Origin of the sequence: Streptomyces sp. NPDC087844 (assembly GCF_044742785.1) — a bacterium.
Classification (GTDB): domain Bacteria; phylum Actinomycetota; class Actinomycetes; order Streptomycetales; family Streptomycetaceae; genus Streptomyces.
Genome location: NZ_JBIUVD010000027.1, coordinates 41,964 through 59,898, shown reverse-complemented (window position 1 = coordinate 59,898; position 17,935 = coordinate 41,964). Strand labels below are relative to the sequence as shown.

16 protein-coding genes and 1 pseudogene are annotated in these 17,935 nt (G+C 67.9%); 8 read left to right on the top strand and 9 right to left on the bottom strand.

The annotated features are described in order from the left end of the window. Position 1: 1 nt before the first annotated feature. The 5 genes from ACIOKD_RS36370 to ACIOKD_RS36350 all read right to left on the bottom strand — a co-directional run bounded on the left by ACIOKD_RS36370 (position 2) and on the right by ACIOKD_RS36350 (position 7,129). Complete coding sequence (locus ACIOKD_RS36370) at positions 2-2,497, bottom strand: tyrosine-type recombinase/integrase (protein WP_402092366.1); 2,496 nt, start codon at positions 2,495-2,497, stop codon at positions 2-4. 2 nt (positions 2,498-2,499) lie between these two features. Next, the gene (locus ACIOKD_RS36365; protein WP_402092298.1) at positions 2,500-3,678 is read right to left on the bottom strand and encodes a tyrosine-type recombinase/integrase; all 1,179 of its coding nucleotides are present in this window, start codon (positions 3,676-3,678) and stop codon (positions 2,500-2,502) included. 93 nt (positions 3,679-3,771) lie between these two features. Continuing rightward, positions 3,772-5,211 (bottom strand): hypothetical protein, encoded by a 1,440-nt coding sequence (locus ACIOKD_RS36360; protein ID WP_402092297.1) that lies wholly within the window; start codon positions 5,209-5,211, stop codon positions 3,772-3,774. Beyond that, on the bottom strand, positions 5,208-6,107 hold the full coding sequence (locus ACIOKD_RS36355; RefSeq protein WP_402092295.1) for a TnsA-like heteromeric transposase endonuclease subunit: 900 nt from the start codon (positions 6,105-6,107) through the stop codon (positions 5,208-5,210). The genes ACIOKD_RS36360 and ACIOKD_RS36355 overlap by 4 nt, the downstream gene beginning before the upstream one ends. Positions 6,108-6,760: 653 nt before the next feature. Beyond that, positions 6,761-7,129: a winged helix-turn-helix transcriptional regulator gene (locus ACIOKD_RS36350; RefSeq protein WP_402092294.1), complete on the bottom strand. Its 369-nt coding sequence runs from the start codon at positions 7,127-7,129 to the stop codon at positions 6,761-6,763. A 49-nt stretch (positions 7,130-7,178) separates the two neighbouring features. Here ACIOKD_RS36350 and ACIOKD_RS36345 point away from each other — a divergent pair, with 49 nt between their 5' ends. Continuing rightward, positions 7,179-8,207 carry an LLM class flavin-dependent oxidoreductase gene (locus ACIOKD_RS36345; RefSeq protein WP_402092292.1) on the top strand — a complete coding sequence of 343 codons (1,029 nt, stop codon included), beginning with the start codon at positions 7,179-7,181 and terminating at the stop codon, positions 8,205-8,207. 99 nt (positions 8,208-8,306) lie between these two features. After that, positions 8,307-8,657: a DoxX family protein gene (locus tag ACIOKD_RS36340; protein ID WP_402092290.1), complete on the top strand. Its 351-nt coding sequence runs from the start codon at positions 8,307-8,309 to the stop codon at positions 8,655-8,657. A gap of 1,181 nt (positions 8,658-9,838) precedes the next feature. On the opposite strand, the gene ACIOKD_RS36335 is transcribed toward ACIOKD_RS36340, so the two are convergent. Next, positions 9,839-10,213, bottom strand: a complete 375-nt coding sequence (locus ACIOKD_RS36335; protein ID WP_402092289.1) for a winged helix-turn-helix transcriptional regulator — start codon at positions 10,211-10,213, stop codon at positions 9,839-9,841. Positions 10,214-10,290: 77 nt separating this feature from the next. On the opposite strand from ACIOKD_RS36335, the gene ACIOKD_RS36330 reads away from it, so the two are divergent. The 4 genes and pseudogenes from ACIOKD_RS36330 to ACIOKD_RS36315 all read left to right on the top strand — a co-directional run bounded on the left by ACIOKD_RS36330 (position 10,291) and on the right by ACIOKD_RS36315 (position 13,343). Next, positions 10,291-10,701 carry a RidA family protein gene (locus ACIOKD_RS36330; RefSeq protein WP_402092288.1) on the top strand — a complete coding sequence of 137 codons (411 nt, stop codon included), beginning with the start codon at positions 10,291-10,293 and terminating at the stop codon, positions 10,699-10,701. Positions 10,702-11,141: 440 nt separating this feature from the next. Continuing rightward, positions 11,142-11,525 (top strand): hypothetical protein, encoded by a 384-nt coding sequence (locus tag ACIOKD_RS36325; protein WP_402092287.1) that lies wholly within the window; start codon positions 11,142-11,144, stop codon positions 11,523-11,525. 158 nt (positions 11,526-11,683) lie between these two features. Then, positions 11,684-12,115: pseudogene (locus ACIOKD_RS36320) on the top strand (transposase); the annotation flags it as partial. A 538-nt stretch (positions 12,116-12,653) separates the two neighbouring features. After that, positions 12,654-13,343, top strand: coding sequence for a siderophore-interacting protein (locus ACIOKD_RS36315; RefSeq protein WP_402092286.1), 690 nt, complete (start codon positions 12,654-12,656; stop codon positions 13,341-13,343). A gap of 476 nt (positions 13,344-13,819) precedes the next feature. Here ACIOKD_RS36315 and ACIOKD_RS36310 read toward each other — a convergent pair whose 3' ends face one another. Continuing rightward, positions 13,820-13,996, bottom strand: coding sequence for a hypothetical protein (locus tag ACIOKD_RS36310; RefSeq protein ID WP_402092284.1), 177 nt, complete (start codon positions 13,994-13,996; stop codon positions 13,820-13,822). Between the two features lie 336 nt (positions 13,997-14,332). Here ACIOKD_RS36310 and ACIOKD_RS36305 point away from each other — a divergent pair, with 336 nt between their 5' ends. Further along, positions 14,333-14,500 (top strand): hypothetical protein, encoded by a 168-nt coding sequence (locus ACIOKD_RS36305; protein WP_402092283.1) that lies wholly within the window; start codon positions 14,333-14,335, stop codon positions 14,498-14,500. Between the two features lie 512 nt (positions 14,501-15,012). Here ACIOKD_RS36305 and ACIOKD_RS36300 read toward each other — a convergent pair. Further along, positions 15,013-16,509, bottom strand: coding sequence for an FG-GAP repeat domain-containing protein (locus tag ACIOKD_RS36300; protein ID WP_402092281.1), 1,497 nt, complete (start codon positions 16,507-16,509; stop codon positions 15,013-15,015). 113 nt (positions 16,510-16,622) lie between these two features. On the opposite strand from ACIOKD_RS36300, the gene ACIOKD_RS36295 reads away from it, so the two are divergent. Continuing rightward, complete coding sequence (locus ACIOKD_RS36295) at positions 16,623-16,886, top strand: hypothetical protein (protein WP_402092280.1); 264 nt, start codon at positions 16,623-16,625, stop codon at positions 16,884-16,886. Here ACIOKD_RS36295 and ACIOKD_RS36290 read toward each other — a convergent pair. Continuing rightward, entirely contained in the window at positions 16,835-17,872 is a 1,038-nt protein-coding gene (locus ACIOKD_RS36290; protein ID WP_402092279.1) for an alcohol dehydrogenase catalytic domain-containing protein, read from the bottom strand. The genes ACIOKD_RS36295 and ACIOKD_RS36290 overlap by 52 nt on opposite strands. Positions 17,873-17,935 lie beyond the last annotated feature (63 nt).

Below are 17,935 nucleotides of genomic sequence, written 5' to 3'. Positions count from 1 at the left end.
CCTAGGGTTTACGCAGGTCCAGGGCGAGTGCGTCGTCGAGGAGGCCGAGGCCGGCCAGGGCCTTCTCCAGGCCGTCGATGGCGCGGGCGGTGGGCTCGAAGTAGCGGTGGAGGTAGTCGGCGGTGGCGTCGTCCGAGGCGCCCTCGGCCAGCAGCCGCCACTGTTCGCGTTTGCGCCGCCAGTAGAGGAGGTCGGCGCCGGAGAGAACGAACTTGTCGCAGTTGTGGCAGTCGAGATTCCAGGGACAGGCGCCGCCGTCGACGACTGGCTGGAAGGTGCAGAAGCCGCCCTCGGCGGGGGTGCTGCGGCGGGCCAGATCGATGGCGAGGGACTGGGCCTGCTCGCGGGTGAGCGGGGTGGTCGGCCCGGCGAGGACTTCACCGGGGCTGGGGCTGCCGGGGCCGGCGACCCAGACGTGCTGAAGGACGTCCTCCAGATCGGACTGGGTCAGGTGGATGTAGTGCTCGGCCATTCGCTCGGAGACGTGGCCGAGGTAGCGGCGGACGTGGGTCAGGCTTGCCCCGGCCCGCAGCAGGCTGGTAGCCAGACTGTGGCGGGCCTGGTGGGGAACCCAGCGGCCGATGTCGAGATCGTCGATCCAGAACTTGAAGCCCTTGTGGAACCACTTGTAGCTCAGCGGCCGATGGCCGTCGCGGTTGCGGATGTTGGTGGGGAACAGCGCCATCTGGGCGCGTTCGTCGGCGGTGGGCGGCCGGTTGTTCCGGGCCTCGAACAGGGCCAGGGTCTTGCGCTGACGGGCTTGAAGGAGTTGGTGGACTCGCTCCGGGATGCGCAGGGCCTGGTCGTAGTTGCCGACTTTCGTCTGGTCGTGCCAGAGCATGGGGAGTCCGCCGTAGCGACCGAGGCAGTCCAGGCGGAGCTGTAGGACTTCTCCGCAGCGGCGTCCGGTGACGATGATCGTCTCCCAAGCGTCCCGCAGGCCGCGGTCGAACGGGTCGTAGCTCTCGGAGAGCCCGCGCAGGTTGGCCTCGTCGGCGAGCTCGCGGGCGACGCCGTCGGCGAAGGGCGATCGCGAGCGGCGGACTGTGCGTCCTGGGGCGGGCATGGCGGCGATGAACGCTCGGTCCAGACCGAGGCGTTCGGCCTCTCCCGATTCCAATGCCCCGCGCAGGAGGCGCCGGGTGCGGTGAAAGACGCGTTGGCGGGTGTTGTCGGTCACGATTGACTGCTTGCCTGGGCGCCCTCTGGCCGCGAGCGAGACGAGGCCGTCCCGCTCGCGTTGCCGCTGGTCGGCCACGAACTGGTGCATGTGGTCGGCCGTCAAGGCTCGCGGGTCGTGGCCGCCGGATGGCGCGTGGAGTTCGAGGAAGGTACTCAGCTCCAGACCGGCTCGGCGCATGTCGTCGAAGGTGCTTCCGCTGCGCGGGCAGCCGGGAGAACGCAGGATGGCGACAAGGTGGTCCCAGATGAGGTTGCGGAGCCATCGCTGGGAGACGTTCGTGAGGTCCATGTGGACCGAGCGGCCGGTGAGTTTGCGCCCGTAGTGCTCGGTGAGGATGTATCCGAGCTCGCGCGACTCGGCCGGTGTCACGTAGAGGGGCTGCAGCCAGCCGGCCACGGCCCGGACGATGTGGACCGCCTCGCGGCTGACCGCCTTCTGCAGCAGTCGTTCCTCCTCGGGGCCCGCGTCCGTCAGCGACCGCAGACCGTGCTCGCGGGCGAAGTTCGCCAAGCCCTGCCAGGTGACCAGTTCCCAGCGGCCGTGTGCCTTCTGGGTGTAGGTGAACATGCCCCACTTGATCTCGGCCCGCAGCAGCGGATGCAGCCCCCGGAGATTGACCTGCGCGGGCCGGAGCACAGCCCCGGCGCTCGCGCACCAGCGCCGGAAGGCGAGCTCGTCCTCGTAGCTGACCGGTGTGATCAGTCCCCGGCGCCCGAAGCGGGTGCCCCACTGCGACGGCAGCGTCGCTCCTCCCGGCCTGCCTTGCCTGCGGTAGCAGCGCTCGTGACGGAAACACAGCGCGAGCGGGGAGTCTGCGAGTTCCGGGCAGACCTGGACCTGGCAATCGCCGAAGCCAGGATGCGATTGCTGATCGACGAGCCAGGCGTCGAAGTCGAGGTCACCGCCGCGGCGGCCGCGCTGGTTGTACCAACGAAACTCGTGGTATCGGCAGAGCGCCATTGTGTGGTGACGAGCGGGCCGCCCGGGGCAGATCTGACAGGACCGTTGTTCGATCCACTCCCCGGGGCCGACGGGCGGTGCGGTGCGGAGGAACTCGGCTCGTTCTCCGCCCAGGTCGCGGTGTTCGCGCCAGAGCATCTCGTGAGAAGAGCACAGGTCGCCATGTCCCATAGTGGACCGCTCGCAGTCGGCGCTGAGGCAGTTCCACCGGTAGACGGCATGGTTCGGCGGGATCTTGACGACATCGGGGCGGAACAGCGGGTCGAACGACGGAGTGCTGATCAGCGCGGTAAGGACTTCCAGCCGGTCCCGGCCTGTGCGGGGATCCTGCTGCAGCAGCAGGGCTGTCGTCATGGTCACTTCGGCTCACCCCAGACCGTGCGCAGAGCGGCGTCGAAGGTGGGGTCGTGGACGTCGACGTGTCCGTAGACCTCGTCGACCGTGGCCGTCGAGGCCCAGCCGCCGGCGTCTCGGGCGATTAGCAGGTTGCCGTCGGCGGCATCGAGAACCGCGGAGGTGAAGGTATGACGGAAAGCGTGGGGTTTCACAAGTCCCAGGCCAGCGCGTTTCCCGGCCCGGCCGAGCATCCGGCGGGCGCCGACCGGCGCCCAGGGCTGCCCGGTGCCGGCGCCATGGAGCTGGACCAGGAGCATGCCGTGTCCGGCCCCCCGCGGGTACTCGGTCGTCATGTACTCGAAGTAGGCGTGCACCATCGCGGGGCTGACCCGCTTGATCAACCCGCCTGTCATAGTGCCGTGTTCGACCTGCCAGGAGTGCTTGGTCTTGGCCTCGGCCCGGTTCGGGTTTCCCGAACGATGGCAGACGTGCAGGTGAGGACTGCGGCACTCGTTGCAGGCCGCGTTCTCGCGCAGATGCAAATCAACCCGGTGCAGCCCGCAGAGCTCACCGACCCGAAGACCGCCGTCAGCGAGCCAGGTCACCACCAGCCGGTCCCGGGCCGAGTTCACCCTCTCCAGCAGCCTGTCCCTCGCCCCGTCCGGGAGCATCTTTGGGTGCCGGCGATGTGGGCCCTTCGGCGCGAGCGGGTTCGCGGGCATCGCGGATTTCACGTGTCCGAGGAACGAGCGACGCCGGTCCACCCGCGACGGGAGCCGGGTGCCATCCAGCTTCTCACCGAGGTCGACGTTGACGCCGAGAGAGGCTTGGTGCAGGTAGAAGCCCTTCAGGCAGGACGCCGCGATCGACAGCGCGGACCGACCGTAGGGGCACTTTCCGACCCGCCAAGGCTCACCGAGCGGCATCCGGACCTCGGCACCGACGATGCCCATATACCGTTCGAGGTCGCGTACTTGGACTGTGTCGAAGGCCAGGCATTCACGCTCCAGCCACCGCAGATGATCCACCAGGTAGTACGCGTACGTCTTCTGGGTGCCGCTGCCGTCATGGACGCGCAGGAACCGGTCTGCCTCCGTATGGATGGTGCCCTCGGGCCAGACGATCGTCCACGATCGCCGTCCGTCCTTCCGTTCGATCCGCTGGACCCTCAAGTCCCCGACCACGATGTGCCGTACCACTCGTCCTCCGTACCGACTCCGGAACATGGCAGACGTTCCGGTCCCGGTCGGTAAACGAGCCCATGACGTCAATGTCACAGGCCCAGACGGACATCACGGGCAGCACAACTCACGGTCGGTAAAGATCTTGACGATCCAGGTCGCCAGCAGATGTTCCATCTCAGCGATGGTCAGGACCGCGTCCCCCTCCGGGTCGACCCCGCGGTCGGAGGCGTCGACGCCGATGTAGCCGGGCAGGTACTCGAACAGCATCGAACGGATTGCACCAAATGCCCGTTCCACTGCCTGCTTGTCGGTAGGCCGCAACACGCGGGCGGGCAGCACCTTCACGCCCAGAACGTGCTGAGCCTGCACGAGGTGATGGTTGCGGTAGACGCTGCCGTGATCGGTCGTGACCGTCTCCGGCGCGAAGAACGGCAGAGCGGCCACCGGGTGCCCGGCGAACTCCGCGACCAGGGCCGCGGGGACTCCGGGGTAGGGCCATTCCATGTCCTCGCCCCAGTCGGCCCGCATGGGCAGCGGCATCGTGAGGTCCCGCAGCAGCATCGCGACGTCGGTCGAGGTGTCCGAGACCAGCGTCATGCGGAACCCGACGATTGAGTGGGTGTAGACGTCCAAGGCCAGTGTGAGGTGAACGGTGACCGGTTCGTGGAAGACCGACTCCCGCACCATCACCGGCAGCACGGTGGTGTCCAGGGCGACGACCTGCCCCGGACGCTCGATGAGCACGTGCTCGCCAGTGCTTTCCAGCACGGAGCGGGCATAGCGCTGGCGTGCGCGACCGGTGCCGAACCACTCCTGCCAGACCACCCGCAGGGTTCCGTAGCTCGGGATCTCCTCGACGGCCTCTTCGCCTAACTTCTCCTCGACGTACTGGTGAATGAGGCCCACCCGGGCCCTCATGTTGATCTTCGAGCGGTGCAGAGTCTCGGCCCTGACTGCGAGGATGGCCTCACGGACCTCGGCGGTGATGCTCGGGTGTCCTCGGGTCGCGGGGGTCCAGCGGTCGTCGGCGCATCCCATCGCGACGTCGCTCCGCCGCTTGGACTCCCAGCGGGTCAACGTCCGGTAGCTCACCTGGGCCAGGCCCAGGACCTTGGCGTGTTCCGGATCGAGAGCCTGGAGTTCGGCGGCCTTCGCCCAGCGCCTTTCGGTGACCTTCGTCCGGTCCGGGTCGTACTCAGGCCGCGGCTCACCGGGCCCCGGGTGCAAAGGGTCGCCGCCGCGATATCCGGTCTCGACTTCCAGAAGGTGACCGAGTCGGATCCGCAGCAACTTCCGGTAATGGTCGGAGAGATCGTCCTCGGTCTTGGGCTGCAGATGCCGGCCCGACGCGGTCGGAACCGTCGAACGCCGGCACTGCGGGTGGTGGGCCAGCATCCGGAACGAGACTGTCTGGCGGACACCCGTCTTGGACGTCAACAGGACCCGGCCGTACTGCGGTTCGACCAGGTCCACCTGCCATTCCTCGTCGTCCAGGATCAGGTTTTCCCCGATGGCCAGCTCCAGGATGCCTCCGGCCTGCCCGCTCACCGGGTCCCCGCCCGTGTACTCGCGGGCCGAAGAACACTGCCGTCGCCGAACGGCGCCGCCAGGTCGACGCCAAGCCGGCGATGCCAGAGCAAGTGCACGATCACCGGCCTGGCCAGGGCCGGATACTCGTAACTGGCGGCCAGTTCACCGAAGGTGAGCGGCTTCGTCGCGGTCCGCGCTGTCTCGAGCAGCAGGGGCTTCAGCCCGAGCGGATCCTTCATCGGTCGCCGTCGCGAGTAGAGCAGGTCGACGTTTCTCCAGGTCAACGGCCTCCAGCCAGTGACCACCGCGTAGCCCCACCCCAACGCGAGCGCGACCTCGGCGGAGGCAGCGAACTTCATCAGGTCGTCGTCATTCATCCGGCCCGCCGGCCTGATATCCACGAGCCACCGGCCCTGACTGGAAACCGTGAGGAAATCAGGGATGTGCTCGCGCCACCGGCCCTCACCTTGAAAGCTCAGCTGGAAGGGCTGAGAAAGGACCTCTTCCGCCTCCCCTGCGAAGTCCGCAATGACTACGAACTGGTCCTCGCGGTGAGACTCGAATCCGTGCTGGCGACCGGTAGTGAGCATCGGCTCCAGTCCAGGCCGGTGGTGCTGACGCTGACGCCAGGTGAATCCGCGCCAGGGAACACAGCCGTTCAGCGGTACGGAATCCAGATCAGCGACCGGGCCGGTCCGCTTCGCCTTGCCGACCTTCCACGTCGCCGACCATCGGCCTGACCAGCCGTGATCGAGATCCAGCATCGCCCGGCCAACGGACAGGTCCTCCTGGCTGCACGTAGTCGCCAGGTCCTCCCAACCGCACATGTCCGACCACAGCGGGCCGGTCACCCTGCCCTCAAGCAGGCGCGACTCAACGGCCTTTGACGGCCCATCCACGCTGATCTGTCTCATGGGTACAGAAGACACAGGCGAAGGTCCTGTACAGAGGTATTCGATCAAAGCCGTGCCAGAAGGGCTGAAAGGCCAGTAAGGTGCCACCTTTTATCGAAATCCGGTGCCAAGTCACCCTGACAGAACTTGCCGAATTCGCAGATCACTGCCCACTTCTAGTGCCAACCTCTGCTGAAATTCTCACGAAGGAGGCGACGTCCCGTACCCCGTCGGCGAGCAGGCTGCTCTACGCTCGGACGCAGCGACGATCACCCGTGTCTCTTCCCCGGCACGGTCGGCGGTCAGCCCGTCGGCCGCCCACAACTCATGCGCAGGCTCAACGCCCTGGGCTGCAAGGCACGGCCTGTCCGCAACGCTACGTTGATGAAGCTCTCCGCCGAGCTAACCCCCTCGTTCTCAGCCGCCTCCTTGCGCTGCATAGCAATCGGGCCGAGACGTGGACCGAGGAAGCTGGCTCCACACATGCCAACTACGCAGTGCAACTCAGGAGCAGCAAGGCTGAGTTGGTGCGAACGCGGCGGCGGTCGGCCCATCGTCGCCTGCGGACTGGATCGACTGGAATCAGTACCTCGCTCCGGTCCCACATCGCAGCAGTGAGCACTGACCGGACAGACACATCCGGTCAGCCTTCTGACCCACCAGAGAGATACACGCTATGCGTCCTTATCCGCAGCTGCCTCATGAAAGGCGACGACCGCCTCACCGTTCATTCTTGCCCACTCGGTGAGCCTTCTGATGGGCTCCTCCAGGGTGCGCCCGAGTTCGGTCAGGCTGTATTCCACACGTGGTGGTGCTTCGGCATAGGCGCGTCGCTCGATGAGCCCGTTGTCCTGGAGGCGGCGCAGTGTCTGCGTCAGTACTTTGCGCGACACGCCCCCGATGAGCTCGACCAACTCGCCGTGGCGCAGGGGGCCGTCGCTCAGAGCGAAGAGCGTGACCACGGCCCATTTGCTGGCGATGACCTCGATGGCCAGGCGGGCGGGGCAGTCGGCGAGGAAGACGGTGCCGGGACGAAGGCTCACGAGCTGAAGGGTACCTTTAGGTACCTATCGGTTGCCTAGCGTTGAGGGTATGCAACGCACCACTTCGCAGGGCACCGAAGTCGAGCTCGGCGTCTTTTCTCTCACCGACATCGTCCCGGGCGCCACCAGCGCACAACGAGTCCGCGACATCGTGGACGCCGGCGTCTTCGCCGACCAGGCAGGGCTCGACGTATTCGGTGTCGGTGAACACCACACCCCCCGGTTCGCGGTCTCCTCGCCTGCAGTCGTCCTCGCAGCCATCGCCGCCAGAACCACCTCCATCACTTTGACCAGCGCCGTCTCGGTCCTGAGCGTGCTCGACCCCGTCCGCCTCTTCCAGGATTTCGCGCAGCTCGACCTGGTCTCAGGCGGACGTGCCGAGATCACGGCAGGCCGCAGCGCCTACGCCAAGCCGTTCGAGATCTTCGGCATCGACATGGGGCGCTACGACGAAGTCTTCGAAGAGAAGCTTGACCTGCTGCGCCTGATCGCGACCGAAGGTGAAGTCACGTGGGCGGGACGGTTCCGTCCCCCGCTGAAGGGCGCTGCCATCGTTCCCCGCCTGGACAGGGTGCTGCCGATGCGGCTGGCTGTTGGAGGGTCACCGGACAGCGCCCGGCGTGCCGGCCGTCTGGGGCTGCCGATGACACTGGCGCATCTGGGAGGCAGTCCCGCCCGGGCCCAACCGGCCGTCGATCTGTACTGGCAGTCCGGCGAGATGGCAGGGCACCCGCGTGCCGCGCTTGGAATCGGTGTGGCGGCCCATCTTTTCGTCGGTGCGACCTCGCAGGGAGCCCGCGAGACCTTCTACCCCTACTACCGCGCGTACTTCAAGCAGGGCCGCCGCGGCCACCTTGATCGTCCGACCTTCGAGGCGATGGCCGGTCCCGACGGCGCCCTCCTGGTCGGCAGTGCACAGGAGATCACCGAGAAACTCATGGTCCAAAAGGAACTGTTCGGAGCCAGCCGGTTCATCGGACAGGTCGATCTCGGTGGGCTGCCGCGTTTGAGCGTTCTGGGGTCCATGGAGAAGTTCGCGTCCGACGTCGCACCGGTCTTGCGAAGCGCATCCGGCTGAACCCTGCTGTTCGAAAACGCCTGACCTGCGAAGCAAAAGCACGGTCAGGTCAACGAATGTCTCAGATAATCCACCCCGTTGAACAGTTGAGGTCTTACCATGTTCGTCACTTATGCCATCGTCGCTGCACTCATGTCGGCGGTGCTCTTGGCTTCGGCAGGTGCCAAATTCACCCGGCCGAAGCGGCTCGTCGACCAGATGTCCACCCTTGGCCTGCCCTATGGCGTGCTGCCGCTCCTGGGCTCCGCCCAGATAGCCGGCGCCGGCGGCCTGGTCATCGGACTCTGGTGGGGGCCCCTCGGAATCGCCGCCGCTGTCGGCCTGACGCTCTACTTCATCGGCGCAGTCGCGACACACCTGCGCGCCGGTGACTACAAGGGAACACCCCCGGCAGCCGTCCTTACAGCTGTCGCCATCGGCCTCGTCGCACTGCGCTCCGCAACCCTGTGACTGCCCTTCAGCACCCGACTTGGCATCAACGCACCGACGGACATCCGACCACGGCAGACGTCCGGGCAGTCGAAACGGCCCCCGGGCTCTGAAGCAAGGTCCCTCACCCACATGACCCGCCACGCACGCTGCCACCTCCTCCCGTCCCACCTGCGGACCCGCCAGGGCGATCAGGCGGCTATGGCTGGCACTCCCGCCACCGCGGCTGTACCGGCCCCATCCGCCTCCTTCTTGCACGTAAACGTGGCGGACGGGCGTGGAGACTTGCCGATGCCTGCAACGCCCGCGCCGCAGAAACAGAACAAGCTGCCGTGGTACCGGACACCGCCCTCGGTCGCGCACCGCGACCGGCGGCCCTCCGACGGTGCAGACGGCAGCCCAAAGGCCCGGACGAGTAGATCCGCGTCCGCGAGATGCTCAGCTATCTGGCCGCTGCCCTCCCCGAGAGCACCTCGGTCGGCCGTAGCGTGCTTGCTCGCCCTGTGGTGCGCACTCCCTCCGCATGAACACCGACATGCACGTCCAACTGGCCCACGACCGACTGCGTAACCCCGCCCCGACCACCCGAAACCACGGCGCGAGCTGGAACAGGCGCGGTGGCCGCGCACCAGCCCCCACACATACCGCTGACGAGAGCAACGTGGAACTGCTCGATGTCACACTGCTTGACCAGGCCCCTGCCCGACCCGGTCGCGGCGCGCGGACCGCGGACCGGGCACTACGCGTCGCATCACCCGGTGCGGCACAAGAGTTGGCCAGCCAGCCAGCCCGCTGCTGCAACTGGAAACCCTCCACCTCATCACGCATGCCGACTCGGCAATCGCCGCCGGTCAGACTGACTTGGACCAGACGCTACGCGCCCGGTCGCCGAGTTCCGCGATGGCGACGTTACTGAGGAGATGGGCCAGCATCACGACGTTGGCCAAACCCATGCCCGCCAGGAGCCGGACGAGGGGGCGAGCCGTCGTAGCGGTTCGGCTGTTCGTAGGCACGTTCGAGGATCCGAATCCGCTCGCGTGCGGCGGACCCGCTGTCGCGTCCGACCGGCGTAGCGGGTGAGCCAGTTGTGCCCGACCGCCGACAAGATGAAGATCATCGGTGCCGCGAACAGGGCCGGGACAATGGTGGACGCGAAGGCGATGTCGCTGGTCGCGGGCATGCTCGCCGGAGCAGGAGAAAGGTCAGAAGCCTGCTTCTTCTTCCACTGCGTCGAAGGCTTCGCGCGCGCGTGCGATGGCGGGCAGGTTCTCCGCAGCCCACGCCAGCAGCACGTCGACGGGAGGCCGAAGGGTCTTGCCGAGTGACGTGATCCGATAGCTGACCGCCACCGGGCGCGTGGAGACGACCTCGCGCTCGATTACGCCGTTTCGTTCGAGTCGCCGAAGTGTCGCGGTCAGCGACTTCTGCGTGACCTGGGGGATGGCTCGGCGCAGTTCGTTGAAGCGGCACGGGCGCTCGCAGAGCTCGTTGAGGACGCTGAGCGACCACTTGTCGAGGACCTGGTCGAGCAGTTCGCGGTGCGGGGCGGCGATGCGAAGTTCGTCGTCGGTATCCATGGCGAAACCTGGTCTCGTTGAAGTGTCCTTTTTCCACTAGGTAGCTTATGTATACCTACCTCGAAGGAGAAGTAACCATGACTGTTCAATACCTCACGCCCGAAGGCATGCTCCGGCCGGTTCCGTACCACCACGTGGCCGTAGGGACAGGGACGAAGCATGTCCACGTCAGCGGGCAGATCGCACGCCAGGCCGACGGGACTCCGGTCGCGCCCGGCGACCTGGCCGGGCAGGTTGCCCAGGCACTGCGTAACACTTCCATCGGGCTGGCGGGCGCGGACGCGTCATTCGCGGACGTGCTGCGCCTGACGTTCTACGTGACCCGGTGGAGTCCGGAGAAGATCGGTGACTTCATGGCCGGTGTGGAAGCCGTTGCCGATGAGATCGGGCTCCGGCTTCCCCTGCCGCCGGCGTCCCTGATCGGGGTCGATTACCTCTTCGAGCCGGATGTACTCGTCGAGGTCGAAGCAACCGCGCTGCTCGACTGATTCTGCGTACGCTGCGCCGCGAACGCGGCCTCACTCTCGCCGACCTCGACCTCGACCTCGACCCCGACCACGCGTCGATCACCAGGGCGCGCCCGCGTCGATGCGACACCGGAATGCGTCTCCCGCAGGCCGGGATTCCACGGAGCCGAGCACATTTTCCGGTTCACGGTTCACGGGTAACTGTTCATCACTCCATCCTGCGGGAACTGCGAGACGGCGTACATCTCGGTAAGTACGCTGTCCCGGCTGGATAGCGGGCAGCGCCGAGAGCGGGCAGCACCGAGTGACTCTGGAACTGCTGTTGTAGCCGTGCGAGCAGGTGCCCGACCCTCGGCCGCGCGCTGCAGTATCAGGTGAGGTCCCCCGAGATGTGAAGCATGGTCCATTTCACGGCGGGTGGCCAAGGGGGAGGGCTCATTCCCCGGCAGAAGGAGCCCTTGATGAGTGTCACCGACGCGGTCGAGTTCTGGGACGGCCTCTACGCGGCCCGCCCCGCTTCCACCGATCCGCCGCAGCCGAACGCGCGACTCACCGGGATCGTCTCGGGCCTGCAACCCAGCACCGCATTGGACCTTGGCTGCGGCGGAGGCGGTGACGCACTGTGGCTCGCCCGTCAGGGATGGCCCGTCAGGGTTGGCCCGCCAGGGATGGCGGGTCACCGCCGTCGACGTGTCGGCTATTGCCGTCAGCGTCTTGTCGGCCTCACTGCCGCGCACGGTCTGAACGAACGGATCGCGGCAGAGAGGCACGACCTGGGTGAGTCCTTTCCCCACAACACATTCGACCTTGTCCGTGTCCACTACCTGCACACCCCCTCGCCCTGAACGGAGCGGCCGTACTGCGCACGGCCGCGCACGCCTTGCGTCCGGGAGGGCGACTTCTGGTCGTCGACCATGCTTCCGCCGCTCCATGGCCGGGGGACCAGGACGCCCACTGGTCGGACCCGCGGGACGTCGCTGCAGGTATCGCCTTGGACCCGTCGATGTGGAAGGTCGAGCGGGCCGACGCGTCCCTCGTCGCCGAGCGGCTCGGGGTGCGAGACGCCCATGTCGTCGGACACGACCTCGGCGCCGCGGTGGCTTTCCAGCACGCCGCCCTCGGCCGCTCGCGCGGCGGTCTGACGACCAAGCTGTACCTGGCCGTCGAGCAGGGCCAGAAGTCGATGTCCATCGTGATCACAGCCGGGCAGCGGGGCGATTCTCCGCAGTTCAAGCCGGTCCTGAAGAAGATCCGCGTCGCTCGCCCGGATGCAGGACGGCCGCGGACCCGACCTGACCGAGTTCGCGCCGACAAGGCTTACGCCTCCCGCAAAAACCGTGCCTACCTGCTACGGCACGGAATCCGCTGCACCATCCCGGCCAAAGCCGACCAGGCGTCCCATCGCAAGAAGTGCGGCTCCCGCCGCGGCAGGCCATCCGCCGCAACTTGGCGCCGTCCCGGCGACGCCGAACGACCCATTCCCGTTCCCGTTCCCGTTCCCGTTCCCGGTCCTGGTCCTGGTCCTGGGGAATTCTGATCAGCGGCGGAGTCGCCAACGCCAACCCGGGCTGGCTACAGTGCAGCAATCGGGCTCGGGTGGCGGCGAGTTGGGCTGTGGCCGAGAATGACCGGCGCTTACCTGTCCATGCGGTCCGGCCGGGTCAGTGCCCTCCCCGCGCACCGAGGCGGAGTTGGATCTGGTCCAGGCGCATCGGGCGCGAGGGCTGCGCAACCCCCGTTGTCGCCGTCACCGGCAGGGCTATGACTGTCCGTCTCGGCTCCGCATGTGCCAGGGCCCCGGCCTTCGCGAAGTCGGCCAACTGATCGCGGCGCCAAAGAAGCCCGGCGCAGCCGAACGCGGGCAGACACAAAGACAAGCACTATCGCGTTTTGAACGGAACGCGATAGTGTCGCGTTCAGTGGGATGTTGACCTTCAGCGCCCCACCGCATCGACGAGTTTCCGAGGAGTTTTATGGCTGCCCTGCTCTCCCCCCTCCTGGACCTGCTGACGCTTCAGGGCACGGTCACCGAGACCGAGCCTGTCGCTGCCCGACTCCGTCGCCTGCGCATCGAGGGCGAGGCCCTGTCCGGACTGACCGTCCGCCCCGGACAGCAGGTAAGGGTCATGGTCGGCGACGGGCTGACTCTGCGCACGTACTCGATCTGGCGCTACGACCCGGAGGGCGCCGTCGAATTGTGCGTACTGGATCATCCTGGGGGTGGCCCCGGAGCACGGTGGGGGAGCGGCGCCACAGTCGGCGACCGGGTCCGAATGCGCAAGCCGGAAGGGACGTTCACGCCGCGGCCCGACGCCGCGCACCACGTGTTCGTAGGGGAGGAGACGGCGTCGGTCGCCTTCGGCGCGATGCTGGGCGCACTGCCTGACGGGGCGCGGATCTCCGGCTGCATCGAAACGGAGACGGCTGCCGACCGGCTCCCCCTGCCGTACTCGGACCGCCTCAATTGGATTGTCAGGAGTGGCACTTCGCTCCCGGATGCGGTGCGACGCCTCGCCCCTGAGCCAGGCGGGATTGCGTACGTCGCCGGGGAGGCGCGGACCGTGCAGCACGTGCGGCAGGTGCTCGTGCGAGAGGCCGGCTGGGACCGACGGGCGGTACTCACCAAGCCGTTCTGGGCACCGGGCAAGCGCGGGCTGGAGTAGGGCAGAAACGCGCCTGTGCTTCCAGGGATGTCGCCGCCGCACTCACTGGTATGAGGCGGATTCTTCAGCTTCCGAGAGTCCGGCAGTTGGCGTGCGGTGGCCCCGGAATCGGCGCAGTACGGAATCCGTTCTTGAAGCACTGCTGAGTCTTGGCGAACAGCGACTTCGTCGATCGCCTGAACCAGCAACCGTTCCGTGCCTGGTGGTGAGTCATGTGGACACGCCATCTGCCATAGCTCGTTCAGGCCCACTTCATCCATCACAGCGGCGACACCCCGCCTTGGGCATGCTGCGCCCCACCGCTCGGCAAGATCTGCTGGGCGACGTCGTACGGGTCACGGCCAGCGGTCCGTCCGTCCGCCCTTGATTCCGGCGGACGGACGGACGGACGGACGGCCGAACGGACGGACGGACGGGATCGATGCCTGTCGTGGTTTTGAATACGGACGGTCGGCCCGACCGTGTGTGGTCCGTTGTCAGTCGACGGACCAGCAGGTGGCGTCGAAGTCCGCGACCTTGACGTCGCCAGCCTTGACGTGGCCGCCGGACGCCCAGCAGCCTTCAACGTCCGACGGGTGAGCGGCGGCAGGGGCCGCGGCCAGGAAGCCGACCGCGAACACACCGGCGACGATGAGTGAGATGCGACGAAGCATGAAGATCTCCTTCTAGTGGGGGACTCGGTACGACTGTTCATCAGCCGCCGCCCCACCGCACGTCGAGGCGCGCGAGCGGGTGGTAGCACAACCGCTGCCCAGCAGAGCTCTTTCTCGTACCGGTATGCGACGTGGGACCGTGAGGCCGATTCCGCTGACGTGCTCGCCGTCGGTCCGACCGTGAAGCCCACCGCCGCGGGCCGCGTCGGCCGTCCCGTCACCAGGCCGCCTTTGCGTCGCTGACTCCACCTCCCTGCCGACCGCCTTGCCCCCGAGCCGCCGGCCCTTGTCACCGTCTCCGCCGCTCACAAGGCCAAGGGACGGGCATGGCCCAGCGTGCTGATCGCAGACGGCTTCGCCCGCCCCGAAGGCAGCCGGCCGGACGCGCCCACGGCCACCTCAGCGTCGCCGGACCTTATGGACGACGGCGAAGCCCGCCCGGCCTACGTGCCCGTCACCCGTACCCGCCCGCCACCGATCCACAACCGCCCCGACGGCAGCTGAGAGCAACGTGCAGCGGAGCCCGAACACGGCAAGCTGCACCCGCCGTTCCCCCGGGCATGCCCGTATCTGCGGGACGGACGTCCCGATCGCCATGGCGCAGCAAGGACCGCCGACGTCAGGCCGGAGGCGGCGCCGCCGCCGAGTGGACGGCGACCGCGTTCACAGGGAACGCGGACACGAAGGGCCGCACCGCATCGGTGAACACCGCCTGCGCCGTCGGCGAGCGCGCCGCGACACCCGACGCAATCTTCGATGCGGTTGCGTGAGGAGTCGGTGTGGTCCTCCTCACCGCAGGCAACGCGGAGATCTACAGGCGGGGAAATGTCGCCTGCCGACCCGCCACCGGTCCGTCGTTGAGTGCACGCACCGTCCCCAGGCGCACGGAGCACGACTGCGGCGCCGTACGAGTCCTCATCGACGCCTGCTGCCTCAGCACAGCGGCGCTCCCGGAGAGCCCGGCGCGCGGCACACCCGCGTCCGCGCACCGTCCGGGGCCCGCGTCACGGTCGTCCTCAGCCCGCGCCCAGTTCGTGCGTGGCCAGGAAATACGCGCCGTCGGCCGAGGAGCCCTCCGGCGTACCGGGAAATACCCAGTAGCCGTTCTCCTCACGAGGCCTATGGAATCCCAGGTGACCGACGATCAACTCGTCGCGCCCGTCGGCATTGAGGTCGGCCGTGACGACGTCCCAGCCGAAGAAGTCGCTGTCCGCCTCGTGTCCGGGCCGGCCGGGCAGTTCGAGGACATGTCGGTCGAAGGTGCTCTGCGCCTCGTGTCGCAGCCCAGGGCCGCCGCCCAGGTGAACGGCAACCGTGCCTACCGGATGCCGACGTCCGTACCGCGCCCCGACGAGGTCGTCCCGGCCGTCCCCGTTCACATCTCCCACGGCCGCCGCCCGGACCACCGGCGCCCGGCCGGTACGGCCCCCGCCGGCCGGGAAGCCCTCACCGCCGAACCGTACGGCGGCGCCCTGAAGTACGTCGTCGGCTCCGTCTCCGTCGAAGTCGCCCACGGAGAGCGGACGGTCCAAGAGCGGATCGCCCCACGGCTTGATGCCCGGCGGCGGGCCTGCGGAGGCGAAGCCATGAGCCGTACCGACGTACAGCTCCACGTGGTCGGAGGTGGGCGGCTCGTCGGCTTCGTCCGACGGATCGGGGTCGCCGACGACCGACTCGGCGAGCAGGTCCGTCAGGCCGTCGCCCGTGAAGTCCCCCCACACCACCTGCCGGGTCGTCACTGTTCCTCCGAGGGACATGTCCACGGCCGTCACACGATCCGGGTCGCCGTCGCGGTTGAACGGCCCGCGCAGCACGAACAGGGTGTCGCAGCGCGCGTCGCCCGACTGGTCCCACTGATTGCCGGGCGGCCGGAAGGCCAGTACATCGATGATGCCGTCGCCCAACAGGTCGGTGCTGCCCGACATGTCGAAGACGGGCAGGGACCGGGAGAGAACGGTGAGCTTCCGGATGCCCCGCTCACTGCCCCGGGCCAGGTACTGGACGCTTCGCTCGCCCCGCCCGCCCTTCTCCGTCCCCTGGACCACCGCGTCCGCGTACGTGTCACCGTCGATGTCCGCAGCAGGCAGCACCCCACCCGCTCCCGTACGGGGATTGCCCGGCCTCTCCTGCTTCACCTCGTGGCCCTCACCCGTGAGCGAAATCCCCTCGGACGGCTTCACCTGTCCGCTGCGTGTGCCATGCAGAGCGGCCAGGTTCCGGCGCCAACCGCCGCCGTCGACCGGCCGGTACCAGCCATCCACCACGAGATCCTGGACGCCGTCCCCGTTCGTGTCCCCGGCCGCCGCCGACCGGGCGCGAGGGGTCCTGGGCGTGCCGATCTCGGCTCGGGTTGCCTTCGACGGCGACACACACTCCCTCGGTACGGCGCGTGCGACGTCGTCCGTCCGGCCCCCTCCGCCGACGCTGCCGCGGCTACCGCCGGTGCAGGCGGACACGCCGACCGCGAGGACGGTGGCACTGCAGAGGGCCAAGAGACGCTGAGGCAGTCGCATCGCAGCATTATCACGCGGTACGGCTGTACTGCAGCGGCCACGAGCGCGGTGTGGACCGCGCGCAGCTGCGTAAATGCTCTGACGAGCGCTGATGTGCGGCTCGAAAGTCCGCCATGATGTCCGCCGAGCGCGACGATCATCGCCGCGAGCTGCGTCATCAACCGGGTGCGCTCGTCGACCTCGCCGGTGTGGCGCGGTACCTCATCGAAGGCGAAGTTGTCGAAGTACTCGATCAGCTCCGGGTCGGTCACCGCGAGCGTGGAGACATGGCCCGGGAAGAGCCGCTCGTGTGCAGCCTCGGCCGTCGGATGGGGCTTGCGGGCGGTCACGGGCGCACCAGCACCTTCAGCCGGCTGCGCTCGTCCATCGCCTGGTAGGCGCCGGCGACTTGGTCCAGGGCGACCTCGGCGTCGAAGACCCGGCCCGGGTCGATCCTGCCGGCAAGCACGTCCTCGATGGCGGGTTCAAGGTAGGCGCGCACCGGGGCGGGGCCGCCGGCCAGCTGGGCGTTCTTCCCGAACAGCGACCCGAACCCGACTGGCGCCTCCTCGTACTGCGGGACACCGACGCGGGAGATGATCCCGCCTGGGCGCACGATGCCGTACGCCTGCTCGTAGGCGGGCATCAGGCCGACGGCCTCCAGCACGACGTGGGAGCCCTCGCCGCCGGTCAGGTCCATCACCTTGGCGATGCCCTCCTCGCCGCGTTCGGCGACCACCTCGGTGGCACCCCACTCCCGGCCGAGATCGGTGCGGGAGGTGTGGCGGCCCATGAGGATGATCTTCTCGGCGCACATACGCCGGGAGGCGAGCACGGCGGACAGGCCGACCGCGCCGTCGCCGATCACCGTGACGGTCCTGCCGGGCTCGACCCGGCCCATGTGGGCGGCGTGGTAGCCGGTGAGATAGACGTCGCTCAGGGCGAGCAACGAGGGCAGCAGTGCCGTGTCGACGTCGGTGGGGATCCTGACCAGGGTGCCGTCGGCCTGCGGTACGCGGACGGCTTCGGCCTGCGCGCCCCCGACGCCGCCGGCACCGTACCAGCCGCCGTGCGGGCAGGCGGTGTGGAAGCCGTCCCGGCAGATCGCACAGGTGTTGTCGGCGAAGGCGAACGGGGAGACCACGAAGTCGCCACGCTGGAGACCGCGCACCTCGGAGCCGGTCTCCTCGACGATGCCGAGGAACTCGTGCCCCATCGGGCTGCCCTCGTCGGTCTTGTCCATGGAGTGGTAGGGGTGCAGGTCGGAACCGCACACACAGGCCAGGGTGATGCGTACGATCGCGTCCGTGGGCTCGACGATCTGCGGGTCGGGGACGTTCTCGACCCGAACGTCTCCGGGCCCGTACATGAAGGTGGCACGCATAAGGATTCTTGCCTTTCAGTGGCTTTTAATGGCTAGGCCAGTGGCCAGGCCAATGGCCAGTGG

Excerpts from the sequence above, each read along its gene's own strand:
- ACIOKD_RS36325 (WP_402092287.1), top strand. The coding sequence starts at position 11,142 with ATGAGTGTCACCGACGCGGTCGAGTTCTGGGACGGCCTCTACGCGGCC.
- ACIOKD_RS36355 (WP_402092295.1), bottom strand. The coding sequence starts at position 6,107 with ATGAGACAGATCAGCGTGGATGGGCCGTCAAAGGCCGTTGAGTCGCGC.
- ACIOKD_RS36335 (WP_402092289.1), bottom strand. The coding sequence starts at position 10,213 with ATGGATACCGACGACGAACTTCGCATCGCCGCCCCGCACCGCGAACTG.
- ACIOKD_RS36330 (WP_402092288.1), top strand. The coding sequence starts at position 10,291 with ATGACTGTTCAATACCTCACGCCCGAAGGCATGCTCCGGCCGGTTCCG.
- ACIOKD_RS36290 (WP_402092279.1), bottom strand. The coding sequence starts at position 17,872 with ATGCGTGCCACCTTCATGTACGGGCCCGGAGACGTTCGGGTCGAGAAC.
- ACIOKD_RS36370 (WP_402092366.1), bottom strand. The coding sequence starts at position 2,497 with ATGACGACAGCCCTGCTGCTGCAGCAGGATCCCCGCACAGGCCGGGAC.
- ACIOKD_RS36315 (WP_402092286.1), top strand. The coding sequence starts at position 12,654 with ATGGCTGCCCTGCTCTCCCCCCTCCTGGACCTGCTGACGCTTCAGGGC.
- ACIOKD_RS36340 (WP_402092290.1), top strand. The coding sequence starts at position 8,307 with ATGTTCGTCACTTATGCCATCGTCGCTGCACTCATGTCGGCGGTGCTC.
- ACIOKD_RS36295 (WP_402092280.1), top strand. The coding sequence starts at position 16,623 with ATGATGTCCGCCGAGCGCGACGATCATCGCCGCGAGCTGCGTCATCAA.
- ACIOKD_RS36310 (WP_402092284.1), bottom strand. The coding sequence starts at position 13,996 with ATGCTTCGTCGCATCTCACTCATCGTCGCCGGTGTGTTCGCGGTCGGC.
- ACIOKD_RS36345 (WP_402092292.1), top strand. The coding sequence starts at position 7,179 with ATGCAACGCACCACTTCGCAGGGCACCGAAGTCGAGCTCGGCGTCTTT.
- ACIOKD_RS36300 (WP_402092281.1), bottom strand. The coding sequence starts at position 16,509 with ATGCGACTGCCTCAGCGTCTCTTGGCCCTCTGCAGTGCCACCGTCCTC.